18 protein-coding genes and 2 pseudogenes are annotated in these 16,827 nt (G+C 38.3%); all 20 read left to right on the top strand.

Translation table 11 applies throughout. The features are described 5' to 3' along the window. Window positions 1-6: 6 nt before the first annotated feature. The 20 genes and pseudogenes from ACQKOF_RS18165 (at window position 7) to ACQKOF_RS18070 (ending at window position 16,781) form a co-directional block, all read left to right on the top strand. A complete protein-coding gene (locus ACQKOF_RS18165) occupies window positions 7-699 on the top strand; it encodes a hypothetical protein (RefSeq protein ID WP_427559971.1) in 693 nt (230 codons plus the stop codon). A 2-nt stretch (window positions 700-701) separates the two neighbouring features. Next, window positions 702-2,126: a hypothetical protein gene (locus ACQKOF_RS18160; RefSeq protein ID WP_427559968.1), complete on the top strand. Its 1,425-nt coding sequence runs from the start codon at window positions 702-704 to the stop codon at window positions 2,124-2,126. Window positions 2,127-2,173: 47 nt separating this feature from the next. After that, window positions 2,174-3,304: a pentapeptide repeat-containing protein gene (locus ACQKOF_RS18155; protein ID WP_427559966.1), complete on the top strand. Its 1,131-nt coding sequence runs from the start codon at window positions 2,174-2,176 to the stop codon at window positions 3,302-3,304. Window positions 3,305-3,330: 26 nt separating this feature from the next. After that, window positions 3,331-3,882 carry a serine protease gene (locus tag ACQKOF_RS18150; protein WP_427559963.1) on the top strand — a complete coding sequence of 184 codons (552 nt, stop codon included), beginning with the start codon at window positions 3,331-3,333 and terminating at the stop codon, window positions 3,880-3,882. Window positions 3,883-3,917: 35 nt separating this feature from the next. After that, window positions 3,918-4,649 carry a hypothetical protein gene (locus ACQKOF_RS18145; RefSeq protein WP_427559961.1) on the top strand — a complete coding sequence of 244 codons (732 nt, stop codon included), beginning with the start codon at window positions 3,918-3,920 and terminating at the stop codon, window positions 4,647-4,649. 151 nt (window positions 4,650-4,800) lie between these two features. Continuing rightward, entirely contained in the window at window positions 4,801-5,208 is a 408-nt protein-coding gene (locus tag ACQKOF_RS18140) for a DUF4280 domain-containing protein (protein ID WP_427559958.1), read from the top strand. A 33-nt stretch (window positions 5,209-5,241) separates the two neighbouring features. Beyond that, window positions 5,242-6,774, top strand: coding sequence for a contractile injection system protein, VgrG/Pvc8 family (locus ACQKOF_RS18135; RefSeq protein WP_427559955.1), 1,533 nt, complete (start codon window positions 5,242-5,244; stop codon window positions 6,772-6,774). Continuing rightward, window positions 6,774-8,201: a YwqJ-related putative deaminase gene (locus ACQKOF_RS18130; protein ID WP_427559952.1), complete on the top strand. Its 1,428-nt coding sequence runs from the start codon at window positions 6,774-6,776 to the stop codon at window positions 8,199-8,201. Before ACQKOF_RS18135 ends, ACQKOF_RS18130 begins: the two co-directional genes overlap by 1 nt. Further along, window positions 8,191-8,613 carry a toxin-antitoxin system YwqK family antitoxin gene (locus ACQKOF_RS18125; RefSeq protein ID WP_427559950.1) on the top strand — a complete coding sequence of 141 codons (423 nt, stop codon included), beginning with the start codon at window positions 8,191-8,193 and terminating at the stop codon, window positions 8,611-8,613. The genes ACQKOF_RS18130 and ACQKOF_RS18125 overlap by 11 nt, the downstream gene beginning before the upstream one ends. A 25-nt stretch (window positions 8,614-8,638) precedes the next feature. After that, the gene (locus tag ACQKOF_RS18120) at window positions 8,639-9,316 is read left to right on the top strand and encodes an endonuclease V (protein WP_427559947.1); all 678 of its coding nucleotides are present in this window, start codon (window positions 8,639-8,641) and stop codon (window positions 9,314-9,316) included. 392 nt (window positions 9,317-9,708) lie between these two features. Further along, on the top strand, window positions 9,709-10,377 hold the full coding sequence (locus ACQKOF_RS18115) for a phage baseplate assembly protein V (protein WP_427560095.1): 669 nt from the start codon (window positions 9,709-9,711) through the stop codon (window positions 10,375-10,377). Further along, window positions 10,377-11,102: pseudogene (locus ACQKOF_RS18110) on the top strand (pre-toxin TG domain-containing protein); the annotation flags it as partial. The gene ACQKOF_RS18115 and the pseudogene ACQKOF_RS18110, both read left to right, overlap by 1 nt. A gap of 177 nt (window positions 11,103-11,279) precedes the next feature. Continuing rightward, window positions 11,280-11,764, top strand: a pseudogene (locus ACQKOF_RS18105) (hypothetical protein); the annotation flags it as partial. A gap of 27 nt (window positions 11,765-11,791) precedes the next feature. Further along, a complete protein-coding gene (locus ACQKOF_RS18100) occupies window positions 11,792-13,024 on the top strand; it encodes a PoNi-like cognate immunity protein (protein WP_427559945.1) in 1,233 nt (410 codons plus the stop codon). 466 nt (window positions 13,025-13,490) lie between these two features. Then, window positions 13,491-14,120, top strand: coding sequence for a pre-toxin TG domain-containing protein (locus ACQKOF_RS18095; RefSeq protein WP_427559943.1), 630 nt, complete (start codon window positions 13,491-13,493; stop codon window positions 14,118-14,120). Further along, window positions 14,014-14,613 (top strand): zincin-like metallopeptidase toxin domain-containing protein, encoded by a 600-nt coding sequence (locus ACQKOF_RS18090; RefSeq protein WP_427559940.1) that lies wholly within the window; start codon window positions 14,014-14,016, stop codon window positions 14,611-14,613. Before ACQKOF_RS18095 ends, ACQKOF_RS18090 begins: the two co-directional genes overlap by 107 nt. 19 nt (window positions 14,614-14,632) lie before the next feature. Next, complete coding sequence (locus tag ACQKOF_RS18085; RefSeq protein ID WP_427559937.1) at window positions 14,633-15,118, top strand: hypothetical protein; 486 nt, start codon at window positions 14,633-14,635, stop codon at window positions 15,116-15,118. A 291-nt stretch (window positions 15,119-15,409) separates the two neighbouring features. Next, on the top strand, window positions 15,410-15,850 hold the full coding sequence (locus ACQKOF_RS18080; RefSeq protein WP_427559935.1) for a phage baseplate assembly protein V: 441 nt from the start codon (window positions 15,410-15,412) through the stop codon (window positions 15,848-15,850). Window positions 15,851-15,854: 4 nt separating this feature from the next. Further along, complete coding sequence (locus ACQKOF_RS18075; RefSeq protein WP_427559932.1) at window positions 15,855-16,331, top strand: hypothetical protein; 477 nt, start codon at window positions 15,855-15,857, stop codon at window positions 16,329-16,331. 15 nt (window positions 16,332-16,346) lie between these two features. Then, entirely contained in the window at window positions 16,347-16,781 is a 435-nt protein-coding gene (locus ACQKOF_RS18070; protein ID WP_427559929.1) for an SMI1/KNR4 family protein, read from the top strand. Window positions 16,782-16,827: the final 46 nt, after the last annotated feature.

Genomic DNA, 16,827 nt, shown 5'->3' with positions numbered 1-16,827 from the left:
TGGAAGGTGAATGGGTTGAAATTTTTAGATGAACAAATTATCGCTCTTAGAAATGAAATGCGAGAGCAGGAACAACATGAATTAGCTCAAAAGGAAGCAGCTTTAAAAGAGGAGCAAGCGCCGCCTGAGGAGCCTATACAGGAGGAACAGTCTGAGCTAGAAGCAATTGACCTTTACAAGGACTTTGTCAATATAGACGAGCAGGAAGTGCCGGTCATTGATCAGCATGTCCTGGAAGGGAAAATTTCGTTCCGAATGCCGAAAATATTTTCAATCATGCCAGCTCAGTTAGCCTCATTAAAATATCCGTCAGAACGAAGACCGAACATTATTTATACAGATGAATCATCTACTATCAATCTAGCTTTCAACAAGACATCACATTCTTTACCTGATGAGAGGGTAGCTGAGTTTCAGGAAGATATGATTGACGTTCTTGAGCAATCTCAGCCTGCAGCAGAATGGTTTGATACAGATGTAATCAAAATAGACGACAAAACAATTGGCTTTATCGAGGTCATTACACCTGCTATTGATGGTGAGATTTTTAATTTAATGTTCTTTGTATCGATTGATGGGAAAGCGCTTATCGGTACGTTTAATTGTATGGAGGAGGATACCGAGACTTGGCGTCCTATCGCAAGAGCAATGATGGAAACGATGCAATTTGCACCTAACGGAAGGATAGGAGGAGTATAACGATGAGTGAAGTAGTAACTGCCTATCATAATCTTCAAGTATTGCCATTCAAGCTAGTGAGCATTCAAGAGCTTACGCTCACAAAGAAAATGAACGAGCACGCGACATTACACTTCACGGGTATTGTACCAGAGGAAGTTCGAGATCAGTACGTCGAAATGACAGAGGTCCATTCAGCCATTGAAGTAAATCAGCTCGATCATTTAGGTGCACCTACCCCGTTATTTAAGGGGGTTATATTAGGCGTCAAAGTAAGTACGATTCGAGATATTTATTATATCGAAGTAGAAGCAGCTTCCAATACATATCAACTCGATATTAAGAAGAAAAATGGCTCCTATCAGGATAAAGAGATGACCTATTCATCTCTATTCAAAACAATGAGTTCCTTTTACCCTGGTCTCGATGTAATCGATGAAGCTACAAAGGGAGGGAAATTAGAGAAGTTTACCCTACAGTACCGAGAAACCGATTGGGAATTTTTAAAACGTCTTGCCTCCCGCTTTAACACTGGACTAGTTCCTGCAGCTACTTTTGATAAGCCAAAGTTCCATTTTGGTGTCCCTGCTGGTCATGCAAAAGGTAAGCTAGAAGACTATCATTATACGACAAGAAAAAAACTAGCAGACTATCTCCTCTATACAGAGAACGGCAATGGTGGTATGGGAGAACATGACTTTATGTACTATGAAGTGGAAACCGATCAGGTACTTGCCATAGGCGACCACGTAACCTTTCATAAACATATACTCTATGTTTGTGAAGCTTATACGTCGATGAAGGATGGCTTACTAAAGCATCGTTATACACTTTCAACGAAGAAAGGTATGAACAAGAGTGAAACCTTTAACGAAGAAATTTCGGGTGTATCCATCGAAGGCAAGGTGTTGGAAGTTGCCAAAGACCATATTAAGGTCCATCTAAATATTGATGAAAAACAGGATAAAGGGAAGGCGCATTGGTTCCTTTATTCAACGCCTTATACAGCTGAGGGGCATAGTGGTTGGTATTGTATGCCCGAAATTAACGACTTTGTTCATGTATACTTCCCTTCTTATCGTGAAGAAGAGGGAATTGCCAGCAGCTCGATTCGAAAAAATTCAGACAGCACCGCAACCAATAAACTAGATGATCCTTCGACGAAATATTACAGAACAGCCTTTGGCAAAGAAATTAAGATGAGTCCAACGGAAATTGTCATTACAGCACAGGATAACGATATTTTTATCCGTTTAAATGAAGCAAGCGGTATTGAAATTTTTAGTAAAAAGGAAATTAAGCTTATTTCCGAAGCAGATATTTCAGTCAATGCAAGCAAGAAAATTCTTATATCTGCGGAGGAAGAAATTTCACTAAAATGCAAGGAAAGTAAAATAACGATGGATGGCAGTGTGCAAATTTTCGGGAAAGAAGTAAAGGCCAATTAATAGCCCTATAGATGGGTTTCTTAATTAAGAGAAAGAAGGAGACACATATGCAAGCAGAGGGAGTTTTACAGCATTTTTATGAAACAGAAGTAGAGAAAAGACGGTTGAAATATCTCTTGGCGTTAGAAGATCTTTTCCAAGCCTCAAAAGAAGAGCTTGCAGAGGAATTTAGAAAATCCTTTCAAATCATTTGTCGTCAGCTACAGCAGCAACAAGCTCTTCAACAGAAAGGCCCAATTGGACATATCACGTTCTCCATGCTGCGTACAGAGCTATTGGAGGGGCGTCATCACTATCTAGTGGAGGGGACAGATGAAGAATGGTTCTTTGATCTGCGTCCTATTTTAACTACCTATGATGCAAGTTGGGCTTTAAGCTTTTTAGAGCAATTCGCTGAGGAATTATATTTATACAGCAAAACATTCATGGGAGCAATTACACAAGCGGATATTGAGCAAATCAAGCTAAAGGAAGCGACTCATTTCCATCAATATGTTATTAGCCTTGCTAGATATGCATTGCCAGACATTATTAGATGTCCCGAATATTTAGCACTTGATCGTGATGTTGCTGTAGAAATTCGTATAGGTGAATTTCTGGATGTCAATGAAGTTGTCTATAGTGAGGATTTCTCCTCGAAGGATATCGAAGAAATTAAGGCTTGGCTAGCTCAAAAATTAGAGGATGAATATGCATATGAAGTATTTAGCAACTTAAATCTAGCTGGTGGCAACTATGAAGACCTAGATATTCAATATGCCTTTTTCCAGAAAACGAAATTAGCACAGAGTCAAATGCGAAATTGCTTACTCATTGGAGCCAACCTAAGGGATAGTCAGCTAATGGACGCTGATTTGAGTTTTAGTACAATCCATGAGGCGGATTTTAGCAATAGTCAATTGCAAGGTGCTAAGTTCCAACGAGCTCAGGGAGCAAGCGGACTAACTGATCGACAGCAGTGGGAAATGCCAGGCTATCTCCCAGTGCGCTTTACTGGTGCTAATTTAGAAGGTGCTGATTTTGAGCAAGCTAATTTACGAGGTGCTTGCTTTATCGGGGCTAACGTCAAGAATGCCCGTTTTGAAGGCGCCAATTTAGAAAAAGCTGTGTTCTCGAAGGAAGCACGGGAGCATCTGAAGCTAGATCCATTCCAAACAGCGAGTGTCATTTGGAAATAGATGTCGTGAAAAAAGGAGATTAAAAGATGAACTATTTTATTCTATCTCAGGATGAGCGTATCTCGAATGCTGTAGAACCAGTTGGACTATCAAAAATTATTAAAAAAGAACTATTAACGGTGGAAAGAATAGAGGAGCTAGATGAGCTTGAGCGTCAATTTCCTGTTTTAGATAAAAGTGAAAATGACTATATCGATTTTATCGAAAAGCCCATTGCTCTTTTAGCTGATCCAGTGAAGCAGCTAGTGGAAAAATATGAGCCGCGCTTACCATTTAAAGCAGTCGTTCTCGTAGATATGCCGAAATTAAAACAGACGTTATATTGGCTCTCGATTCCGCCAAAAGTGGCCTGTCTTTCAGCACAAACCGAATTCAATCAAGACGGAACGCTGAAAAAGCTCGTTATTGATGAGACTTTAGCCGCACCATACACCTTCTTTCAAATTGAAGGTATTAAAGAGGATTATATCATTATCAATATTGAGCTAGCGGAAAGTATATTGCGCCGAGCATTTCGAGGTATTCGATTACGCAAAGTGCAAACGGAAGGCAAATGGAACGAGATCCTTCATGCATAGAAAACTAGCAATACATAGAGTAGGAGAATATTGACATGAAAAAAAGATGGGCAACGGCTGCTTTTGCAGCATTAGTACTAGCTGGTTGTGGGGCAGATGAAGCTGAAAAAGGTGAGAAAAAAGAGCCAGTAGCTGAACAGAGTAGTGCAGTTAAAGTAGATATGAGCAAAGAGAATTTAGCTAAAAGCTTTAAAGAAGGCACACTCAAGGCAGATGTCATGGCAATTGGACTTCCAGCAGATTTAAACGAGAAAGCAGAAAAAATTACAGCAGCGATGCAAGCTTCTCTCGCAAAAAATAAAGAGTGGTATTTAGAAACAGTAGCCGGGCTAGCTGAAGGTGAGAAGCTTCCCTATGATGAAAAATTAGGCATTACAGAAGACGAATATAAGTTTTTCCTAGAGCTTAATCAGCATTTCCAGCTCGGAAAAATTGGCGAAAGTGATATTACTATTACAAAGAAGGATGATCAGTCAACGATTGAAAATCCTACAGCTACAATTGTGAAGAAGCTAACAATTAGCGCGGATGGAAGCACATTGCAAAGTGATTTAGGTGACCTTGCATATAAAGAGGAAATCAAAGCTTCCGATGAACAAAAAATAACAGGAAAATGGAACGGTCATATATATCGCATGGGTGGCGATGATACAAAACAGCTTCTCAAAATTTCAATTGGCCAACTAGAGGATAGCAAGAAAAACATTATTTATACAGAGTTGTATGAAGAAGGTAAAGAGAAAAAAGACGAAATCATTATTTTCTAAAGTAGTGATTAGTTTTTTTAGCGATATCTAGGCATTCACTCATCATGATAAAGATTCTCAAAAGCGGAAATAGGAACGTATTATTTTCGCTTTTGAGTGTGCTAAGTGAAGCGACGTGAATGCACTTTTCTTATAGAAAGGGTGGTTTTTGATGGCAGATGAAATGCAGACAAAAGGCGATGAGCAGCGCAGTTATGTAGTTGCTGGTGCCAAATTATCGTGCTCGCAAGGCGATCAGACAAGCATATTAAAGATGCCTGTAAGCCATGGCGTTTATACAAAAGACAAGGCAAAGATGAACACGATGGATTATAAGCCCTATGTCAATATTCAGCCCTTTGGTTTATGTCAAACATTATCTAATCCTACGGTGGCAGCTGCAACAGCGGCTAATAATGGTGTTTTGAAACCGATGCCGTGTACACCAGTGGTCACAATGCCATGGATTAACGGAAAGTGCGATCAGTTGATTGAGAATTCTCCCGCGCTTATCAATCAATCTACTAATATGTGCATATATTGCGGGACGATAAAGGTAGAAGATGATGGTCAGGAATAAGCCGTCATCCACTGAGGAAAGAAGGGTATTCATGTGAACACGTATGAGGAAGTGATTGGATACGGAGAGCTTGAACTCGTATCCCCCTATGAAGTTCAGACGTTGCATGATCTCAGCTTGACCCAAACTGTGAATGACCATGCAAGGTTATCAATTACGGGATTTATCCCAGAGGAGAAGAAAGATCGCTGTATGCAGATTGCCAGCAGTTCAGATCGGATAGAGCTCTATCAAAAACGCAATGGACAGCGTGTGCGACCGCTTTTTAAGGGGCAAGTATCCGAAGTAGCCGTTCGTATGGTGAGAGGCGTATACCAAATTGAGCTAGAAGCGGTGTCATCTACATTTGCCTTGGATTGTAAACGCAATGCTCGCTCTTTCCAGCACGACAAGATGACGTATAATGCTATGCTTAAGCAAGTACTCGCTAACTATCCGGGTGCAGATGTTATTGACACTACGTCAAAGGCTACTCCTCTAAAGCAATTTATATTACAATATAGGGAGACGGACTGGCAATTTCTAAAGCGCATGGCCTCACATTTTCGAACAGTGCTTGTACCAGCAGTAGATGCCGATAAACCAAAGCTATGGTTTGGACTACCAGAAGGTCGATTAGAAAAACTGTCAGCTACTAGCTATACAATCACCAAAGATCGCTCTAAGTATTTACATACGCTGCAAAATGACATTGAGCGACCAATGGAGGAGCGGGATACAGTATCCTATGTGATCGAGTCTAAAAAAACATTAGCACTCGGTGACCGTGTCCAACTCCAAAATAAGAAGCTAGTTGTGGCGAAGTCCTTAGCACGCATGCAACAAGGTGTCCTTACATACGAGTATCATTTACTGTCCGAGGCAGGCATTCGTCAAGAAAGACTAAACATTCCTTCCTTATCAGGCACAGCGATTGAGGGTAAGGTATTAGAGGTCAAAAAGGATCAAGTACGCCTGCACCTATCCATTGATGAGACACAAAAAAAGGAAGAAGCCACATGGTTCTCACTTGCTACGCCTTATACTGCAGAAGGACATAGTGGTTTTTACAACCCGCCAGAAGAAGGCGATAGCGTTCATCTTGCCTTCCCGACACACCGGGAGGAAGCAGCCGTTGTCCGCCACAGTGTACGAAAGGGTGGCGACTCGAACCCAAAAACAGCCGATCCGAAAACGTCCTACTGGGGTACGCCAAAAGGCAAGGACATCAAGCTAGAGCCACAATCTGTCACGTTTACTGCACAGGAAGGCGCCGTTTTCCTAAAGTTGGATCAGGGAAGCGGGGTAGAAGTACATAGTAAGCATCCGCTTACACTAACAGCCAATGATACGATCACCTTTGCAGGTAAAAGCATCTCCATGAGCGCAACAGAATCCATGCGCTTGACATGTGGCTCCAGCAGTCTCGTTTTTGATGGAATCACCGACATTCAGGGACAGGTTGTCACAATGGAAGGCTCGAACAAAGCACCTGTGACCGTGTCTAATAGATCGGGAGAAGGCGCTGACCTTGACTCCGCACTAGACGTCATGGGCATGATCCCTATTGGTGGGGGTGATGCTTAATGGCGAAGAAGGGTAAAGGATTCTTCGGAGCACTAGGTAGTGCTTTAAGCAGTATCCCCGTTGTAGGGAAAGTTAAAAAAGCGGTTAAAAAGAAAATCAAAAAGGCCAAAAAGAAACTAAAGAAAGCCTTAAAAAAAGCGAAGAAAAAGCTCAAGAAAAAGTTAGGCAAGGTCTTGACAAAAGCCAGGAAGCTAAAAAATAATTTATCCAAGAGCAAACTGGTTAAGAGGTTTAAAAAGGCTGTGAAAAAGGCAGTTAAAAAGGCCAAAAAGTATGTAAAAAAAGTTGTAAAGACAGTTAAAAAGGCAGCGAAAACAGCTGTTAAGGCGGTTAAAAAAGCAGCCAAAACAACTGTTAAGGCAGTTAAAAAGGCAGTAAAAACAACTGTTAAGGCGGTTAAAACCGCAGCGAAAACAACGGTTAAGGCTGTTAAAACCGCAGCAAAAACAACCGTTAAGGCGGTTAAAACCGCAACAAAGGCAGCTGTTAAGACGGTTAAAACCGCAGCGAAAACAGCTGTTAAGGTGGCTAAAAGTGCGACAAAGAAAGCAGCAGTATTTGTTAAATCGGTTAGCATCAGCCAAGCAATATCAACCGTAGCTGATTTCATTCCAATCGTTGGTAATGTCAAAGCCGCTTTTGAAACAGCCTTTGGATTTAATCCGATTACACTAGAAAAATTGAGTGCGGTGGATCGAGGGATATCAGCGGTAGGTATCTTAGGTGGTGGATTTGCAAAAGTGGCTGGAAAAGGTGGAAAGGCTACATTAAATCTCTTCTCCAAAAGCAAAAATGCGACCAATGCAACCGAATCAGCTGCTAAATCATCGAAAAATGCGGCATCAGCTAAAGGTGATATTACTAAGGCTACTGATGAAGTTGAAAAACTTCAAAGAGGAAAATATGCAGATCACTTGGATAAACTTCATGATAAGTATGGTAAGCTAACACCTGAACAAATTAATCAACGAATTAACTTACGTGGTGAGACAATGAATGAATTGGAAAGACTAAAACAAGTATATAATGGTAAACCTAATTTTGGAAAAGATAAAATGGGACCAGCTCTTGCAGGAGTGTATGATAAAAAAACTGGGAAATATTACCATGATATAAATACTATCGATGGTGCAGTTCCAGAGTTAGCTCCGTTACTTCGTAATAGACTTGACAATATGCCAAAAGAAGTATTTGATTCTTATAGTAAGCTCAGTAAGGGTGCAGGCTCACATGCTGAAGTTTTAGCTGTAAATAAAGCGCTAATGATGAATCCGAGTGCTCGAATAGAAGATTTGACTGTAAATGTAATAAGAACAGGAATTAACAAGAATAAGCCTGGTGGAACTATGTTTAAATGTTGTCCACACTGTTCGTATTTATTAGATGGATTTGAAGTAATATCGGAGGTATCTAAAGTTGAAAGATAAAATATTAAACAAAGAATACGTTATGAAAAATGGAAAGAAATTTGGAGAGAATTTTGGATATGGAGGAGATGATTATGATTCCTTTATAGTGGAATATGATCAAAATAATAATGAACATCTTTTTACAGGTATAATCTATGACTGTTATGAAAATGGTAATTTAGCAAACTACTATATGGTTAAGAATGGAATTAAGAATGGGGAGATGGTTTATTTTTATCCGAATGGACAAGTCAAAGAAATTAAACATATCGATAAAAATACTTTAGAAGGTATACAAAAAGAGTTTTATGAAAATGGTATTTTAAAATTAGTTGAAAATAGAGTATTAGGTAGATTAGTGAGCTTTAAAAAATATGATGTACAAGGCAATGTTTTAGAAGAAAAGAACGAATCAACAGAGCTTTATTAGGCGTATGTTGAAAAAAGGATGAATAATGAAAAATGAAGAATTGTTTAAATGTGAACAAGAAAAATGGATTTCTAAGATTTCATTAAAAAATAATTTTCAGTTAGCAGATATTCATTTGGTAGCTGGAATTGATATTGCATATTGGACAGAGGGAAAGATAGATTATGGGGTTTGTTGTATTGTCGTAATAGATTATATTACAAAACAAATTATAGAAGAAGTAGAATATTGGGGTCAAATAGATGTGCCATATATTCCAGGATATCTTGCTTTTAGGGAACTTCCTATGGTAATGGAAACAGTGAAAAAGCTGCAATGTGAACCAGATCTATATATGTTTGATGGAAATGGTTATCTTCATTATAGGCATATGGGAATCGCAACACATGCTTCTTTTTATTTGAAAAAACCTACAATAGGTGTTGCAAAAAGTTACTTGAAGATAAAAGATACCGATTTTCAAATGCCAAAAAATGAAATGGGGAAATTTACTTATATTGAGGTTGATGGAGAAGTATATGGGGCAGTGATGAGAACGAGAAAGGATGTAAAGCCCATTTTTATTTCATGCGGTAACTGGATCGATTTGGAGACTTCAATAAAAATAACTCTACATTTTGTAGAAAAAAATAGCCGATTACCAATCACGACACGTTATGCAGATTTAGCCACTCATGAGAGTAGAAGAAAATATACTCAATAGATTAATTTTGGTATCTATTTTACTCTTAGTTAAGAAAATAGAGGTAGTAGAAATGATGAGGAAATAGGGTGTAAGTAGAGGGATCTTTTTAGATTGCTCACATATTGACGATATATCCAATAAAGAAGTAAAATTAAAGATGATATAATATGTAATTTTAATTCCTAACGGGTTTAAATGTATACTTGCCAAGTGATAAAAAAGATTTCATACAGTCAATATAAAAATAACTTGTAAAACATGCAAATACTAATAAACTTAGAAAATATATGAACTTAAAGCACTTGATTGTCTATGACAGACGACAAGTGCTTTTTTGCACGTTTAAGTACGTAAGTTGAACAGAAAATTAGTGTACTTAGTATCAAATTTTATACAACTTCTAGCATACACTGTCAGGCACAGCGATTGAGGGTAAGGTATTAGAGGTCAAAAAGGATCAAGTACGCCTGCACCTATCCATTGATGAGGCACAAAAAAAGGAAGAAGCCACATGGTTCTCACTTGCTACACCTTATACAGCAGAAGGACATAGCGGCTTTTATAGCCCACCAGAAGAAGGCGATAGTGTTCATCTTGCCTTCCCGACACATCGGGAGGAAGCAGCCGTTGTCCGCCACAGTGTTCGAAAGAGCGGCGACTCGAATCCAAAAACAGCCGATCTGAAAACGTCCTACTGGGGTACGCCAAAAGGCAAGGACATCAAGCTAGACCCACAATCTGTCACGTTTACTGCACAGGAAGGCGCCGTTTTCCTAAAGTTGGATCAGGGAAGCGGAGTAGAAGTACATAGTAAGCATCCGCTTACACTAACAGCTAATGATACGATCACCTTTGCAGGTAAAAGCATCTCCATGAGCGCAACAGAATCCATGCGTTTGACATGTGGCACCAGCAGACTTGTTTTTGACGGGATCACCGATATTCAGGGACAGGTTGTGACAATGGAAGGCTCGAACAAAGCACCTGTGACCGTGTCTAATAGATCGGGAGAAGGCGCTGACCTTGACTCCGCACTAGACGTCATGGGCATGATCCCTATTGGTGGGGGTGATGCTTAATGGCGAAGAAGGGTAAAGGATTCTTCGGAGCACTAGGTAGTGCTTTAGGCAGTCTCCCCGTTGTAGGGAAAGTTAAAAAAGCGGCTAAGTCCGTTAAAAAGAAAATCAAGAAGGCCAAAAAGAAACTAAAGAAAGCCTTAAAAAAAGCGAAGAAAAAGCTCAAGAAAAAATTAGGCAAGGTTTTGACAAAAGCCAGGAAGCTAAAAAATAATTTATCCAAGAGCAAACTGGTTAAGAGGTTTAAAAAGGCTGTGAAAAAGGCAGTTAAAAAGGCCAAAAAGTATGTAAAAAAAGTTGTAAAGACAGTTAAAAAGGCAGCGAAAACAGCTGTTAAGGCAGTTAAAAAAGCAGCCAAAACAACTGTTAAGGCAGTTAAAAAGGCAGTAAAAACAACTGTTAAGGCGGTTAAAACCGCAGCGAAAACAACGGTTAAGGCTGTTAAAACCGCAGCAAAAACAACCGTTAAGGCGGTTAAAACCGCAACAAAGGCAGCTGTTAAGACGGTTAAAACCGCAGCGAAAACAACTGTTAAGGCAGTTAAAAAGGCAGCGGTAAAAGTAGGAGGCAAAGTTGCTAACGCCTACAATGCTTTTAAAGACGGTGGATATAAAGAAGCACTTTCTGCGGCGGTAGATTGTATTCCTATTCTCGGAAACGCCAAAGCTGCGTATGAAACCATCGTTGGAAAAGACCCAATTACCGGACGGAAATTGGAGCCATGGGAACGTGTAGTATCCGGTGCATCTGTTTTCGGTGGTCCAGCTGTTAAAATTGCTAAGCGTGTAGGTGGAATTGCGGTTGGAGGTAAGCAGGCCGGCGGAGCAATAAGTGGTATTATTTCTGGTGGGAAGAAAAACGATACGATTCCTAAGCCAAAGGATAAAACTCCAAGTCAGAATAATGTAGACGACTTTAATCCGAGTACAGCTACAAACAAGCAAAAAGGTAATTATGGTGAAAATCAAGTGACAATTTATTAAACAATCAAAGTTTAAAAGATGTTGGATATGACTTAAAGCCAATTGGCAGGGGTGCCCCATCAAGTGTTAATGATAAAATTGTAAAAGGGATTGACGGATTATACGAAAATACAAATTCAAAATCAAATATCAAATATGTTATTGATGAAGCAAAGTTTGGTAGTTCACAATTATCGAAAACACCTAAAGATGGACCACAAATGTCAAATGAATGGTTGACAGGAGCCGAAACTGGAAAGAGTAGAATATTGAAAGCCGTTGATGGAGATGAAGAATTAGCGGGACAGATTGAGAAATCTTTGAAAAAAGGTGAAGTAGACAGAGTACTATCAAAAATTGATAGTAGTGGAAATGTAAAAACATATAAGCTAGATGCAAAGGGCGACATAATTGGAGATTGGCCTTAACTAAAAAGCAAGGAGGAATCAAATATAATGAGAGATCATTTGTGTGTGGAGGAAAAATGTATAAGGGGAATAGAATTCCATAAAAGGTTCATCAAAGAAAATATAGAGGATATAAAAAGTTTGAAAGAGGATGAAGAAAATGGTATTCAAAGATATCCTAATGATAATAGAAGTATTATAGAAGAAACCTATCTATCGAATTTTATACGTGAGATGAGTGACATTAGAGCAAAGTATTCTTTAGGAGAAGACATTAGTACAATAGAAGAAGATTTTCTTCATGCAATTAATGATGTAGAGCATACAGGAACTAGGGTAGTCGGATATACAAATCTGCTTTGGATGATTTCCTTAGGAATATTACTAGAAACTGATAAAAAGAATATTGTTAGACTAGCTAAGGTGGTTGAAGAAAAGAATATCCAAGATTCATTGATTGATTATTTATTATGTGTGGGTGATATTGGATGGACCAAAATCACAGATGTTTATTTTAAAGAAAATCCATATGCAAAAACAAGGGAAATTATAGAACTTGCGCAAACAGATAAGAAAGAAGCATCTAAAAGATTGCAAAAGTATATGGAGAAAGAATGGTTTAAAGGCCATTATGATTATGAATGGAAAAATGCACATAAAGAACCTGGATATGTAGGGTTTTGGAGCTTTGAAACAGCCGCATTAGCAAAGATACTAGAACTAGATGATTCAAGCCTAATAAATAATAATCACTATCCATATGAATTGGCACATTACAAGAATTCAATGGAATATAAATCTATTTCCATAAATGAATACAACAATGAACAAGAGGTTGAAGAGATAGATGAAATAATAGAAGGTATTGAAAATAACCCTTTATTGGAAAAGGTAATTCCAACAAGATGGCGCTCATTTGTCAATGAATTGATACATGATTATGAGGTTATGGATGATAACAGCTTTTATGAGAAATACAAAAAACTTATAGGGTTAGATCAAATCTGGTTTTTATCAAAAGAATACGAAAAAGAAAATGTGCAAAAAAATCTGTTGGGAAGTTTAATTGTTTTTGCAATGACGGAAAAAGGATATATACTGCAGTTAGATTATAAAGAAGATGTGGAAGAATACTATTCAGGTATGAAAAATTATTGGAATGATGCAAGAACAAAGCTGATTCAATTTATCTTAAATAATGATCAAAATTATTATGCATTGGTACCGATGGATACAAATGTTGGAGAGTTGTATGAAGTAATTGTTAAGGATTTAAAGTAATTTGATTAAGAAATCAGTAAAAATCGATTTTTGATTTTAATGAGAACTTTAGAGAGTATTGTTATTATAAAAAGATCTGTTAATAAATGTATGTTTAATAAGTTAAAATTAAATAAATGATAAAATGGTGGTAGTTGGAAGGTCTGACTACCACCATTTCTATCTCTTCTATAGGAAGTTGCCGTTTTCGTAAAGATGGATCATGGAAGCGGAGTAGAAGTACATAGTAAACATCTGTTTACACTAGTAAAAGCATCTCCATGAGCGCAACAGAATCCATGCGTTTGACATGTGGCACCAGCAGACTTGTTTTTGACGGGATCACCGATATTCAGGGACAGGTTGTGACAATGGAAGGCTCGAACAAAGCACCTGTAACCGTGTCTAATAGATCGGGAGAAGGCGCTGACCTTGAATCCGCACTAGACGTCATGGGTATGATCCCTATTGGTGGGGGTGGTGCTTAATGGCGAAGAAGGGTAAAGGATTCTTCGGAGCCCTAGGTAGTGCTTTAAGCAGTATTCCTGTTGTAGGGAAAGTTAAAAAAGCGGCTAAAAAGAAAATCAAAAAGGCCAAAAAGAAACTAAAGAAAGCCTTAAAAAAAGCGAAGAAAAAGCTCAAGAAAAAGTTAGGCAAGGTCTTGACAAAAGCCAGGAAGCTAAAAAATAATTTATCTAAGAGCAAATGGGTCAAGCGGTTTAAACGGGCTGCGAAAAAAGCAGTACTTGCAGGGAAAAAAGCTGTTAAAAAGGCCAAGAAGTATGCAAAAACAGTAGTTAAGGTCGTTAAAAAGACAGCGAAGAAAGTAGCAGTAGCTGCAAAAAACGTTAATGTCAGACAAGCTATATCTACGGCTGCCGATTTCATTCCAGTCGTCGGGAATGCCAAAGCTGCTTTTGAAGCTGCCTTTGGATTTGATCCAATTACAAAGACTAAACTAAGTGCCTTGGATCGAGGAATTGCAGCAGCAGGTGTCTTAGGTGGTGGATTTGCCAAAGCCGCTGGCAAAGGAGGAAAAGCTGCGGTTAAATACTACTCTGGAAGTAAGAAGACAGCAGCTAGCAGCACCGAAAAAGGCACCAACAACAGGAGGTAAGAAGGTAGCAGCAGCCCCAGCAAAACCGGCAGCGAAACCGACGTCAGCTTCAAATAAAAGTTCAAGCCAAGATGTTAAGGTAGCTAGTGAGAATTTTGATTATAGAAAAGCACCTAAAAAGAACAGTAGAGAGGAAACATTGGCTACAAGGAAACAAATTAGACAATTTAAGCAAAAATGGAAACAATCCGGTATAGATGTTGTGGTAGATAAAGAGCAAAAAGTTCTTAATGATACTTTAGAAGCAGGCTTTGATAATGTGAATGGAAAAATTTATATAAAGAAAGATCCTTCTCTCATTAATCTATACCATGAGGGTTATTATGCTGGACAATGGTTAGAACTTGGAAGAGATGCTTATAATAAGCAGAGTCGCCTAGAAAAAGAAGAATACGTATATAAACAAGTTATGAAGAATAGGCATCTATTTGATGAGGCTTCGATAGAACATTCGTTTGAATATATTAATAGATTAAGAAGAAACTCAAAGTAAAAAAGGGGAATGATAAAATATGTCTTTAGATAAATACAAAAGAATGACTGATGAAGAGTTTAAAAGTTTAACTGATGAAGAATTTGAAGAATATATAAAATTGAAGGAAGAAGATTTTCCGAGACATTATCGCGAAATAGGAGAAATAACAGTAAATACAATATTGACACCCGAAGAAGCAATAGAATATCATAAAGAACATGGTTTGGATGGGACAGTTAATGAAGTAATAGAAAATTTATATTTTGATGAGGCCTATACATTTAGAGTGGATATGATAAATAGAGATAATGATGACATCCGGCCAGCGTGGAGAGTAACCGTAGATTTACCACCAAATCCATTTTCAGTTGAAGATTATACTTTAATTGTATCAGACCGAGATAAAGCAGTAATGGGAATGTTAGATCCTAATGGACAACCTGTAAGGGAAGGTAAAGAATTCACGGATGAAGATATAGAGTATATCATGAGTGAAGAAGATCCCGAAGGATATAACGATTAATAACGTTTGAAGTCTATTTTGTTAAATTCTAAAGGTAGTCTATTGATTATAGTCCCTAAAAGATAGAATATTTGCGAAGCTCAGTAGAGTAGGTGTCACTGAATTCACAGAAGAAGAACAAGAAAAACACTGGAATCAAACGCAATATTTTTATAATAAAACCAATATGGGTTTTTAATATAGTTACTATTACAAGTTAAACGCTTTCCATCAACTCAAACAGCTCATACAACCATTTTTAAGGTAAATATGAGCTGTTTATTTTTACATTGTGGCAAAGGCAACACTCATATGCAACAAGGTGTCCTTACATATGAATATCATCTACTGTCCAAGGCAGGTATTCGTCAAGAAAGACTAAATATTCCTTCGCTGTCAGGCACAGCGATTGAGGGTAAGGTATTAGAGGTCAAAAAGGATCAAGTACGCCTGTACCTATCCATTGATAAGGCACAAAAAAAGGAAGAAGCCACATGGTTCTCACTTGCTACGCCTTATACTGCAGAAGGACATAGCGGTTTTTACAGCCCGCCAGAAGAAGGCGATAGCGTTCATCTTGCCTTCCCGACACACCGGGAGGAAGCAGCTGTTGTCCGCCATAGTGTACGAAAGGGCAGCGACTCGAACCCTAGATACGGTCACAGGTGCTTTGTTCGAGCCTTCCATTGTGACAACCTGTCCCTGAATATCGGTGATCCCGTCAAAAACAAGACTGCTGGAGCCACATGTTAAGCGCATGGATTCTGTTGCGCTCATGGAGATGCTTTTACCTGCAAAGGTGATCGTATCACTGGCTGTTAGTGTAAGCGGATGCTTACTATGTACGTCAACTGCCCAACAGCAGAATAAGGGTACGGATAATGCTAAACTAAGTCCAAACAATTATCCAAATCCAGATCCACCAATGTCTCTACCACCTGTAAGGTATGAACCAAAAACAATAGAAGAAGTCATTAGAATGCGTAATGGAAGAGGACCAACAACTAAAAAGACGCATGGTGATAAAAATATAGAAGCACATCATAGACAACAAGTCCCTGTTAAAGATGGAGGGAAATTAGATGAATTAGAACAAAGAACTCATAGGGGTGAAGGGAATCATACACGTCATAATAGACCTTCCCAGTTAACTTCTTCTCAAAGAACTAAGGAAATTAGAGAACATTATAAAGAAAGAGGCAAAGAATATATACTACCAGGAGAAGGGATTTAAAAGGAGGAAAAGATAGTGACAAGAGATGAGATTGCAAATTTATTAGATAGTATTTTAGATAAAGAATTAGGGGATTTAGATATTCCTTCGATTAGTGATTGGGAAAAGATAGAGAAAAAGTTCGGGTGTCAGTTACCAATGGAATTTAAATTTTTTATTGAATTAATGACTGAATATTCCTTTCCAGGGGACATTTTAAATGTTTCCAATGGTAAAACAAATGGAAATGACACTATTGAATTTACCTATGACTATGAAATGAAATTTGGAGGGTGGAAGAAGGAATTAATTCCATTTTATAGTGTAGGTAATGGAGACTACTTTTGTCTTCTCTCAAATAAATGCCCCAATACAGGAGTCTATTATTATTCACATGAAGAGAATAATATCGAAAAGGATGCTGATAACTTTGAAAAATGGTTAAATCAGTTGCCAGCTTTTTTGAGCTAATAGATAAAAAATCTTGATTAGCTAAAATGGCTTTTGAAGTGACCCC

Source organism: Lysinibacillus sp. NPDC093190 (genome assembly GCF_050280425.1).
Classification (GTDB): domain Bacteria; phylum Bacillota; class Bacilli; order Bacillales_A; family Planococcaceae; genus Lysinibacillus.
The sequence above is the reverse complement of the archived record's forward strand: the minus strand, read 5'-3'. Positions and strand labels throughout refer to the sequence as shown.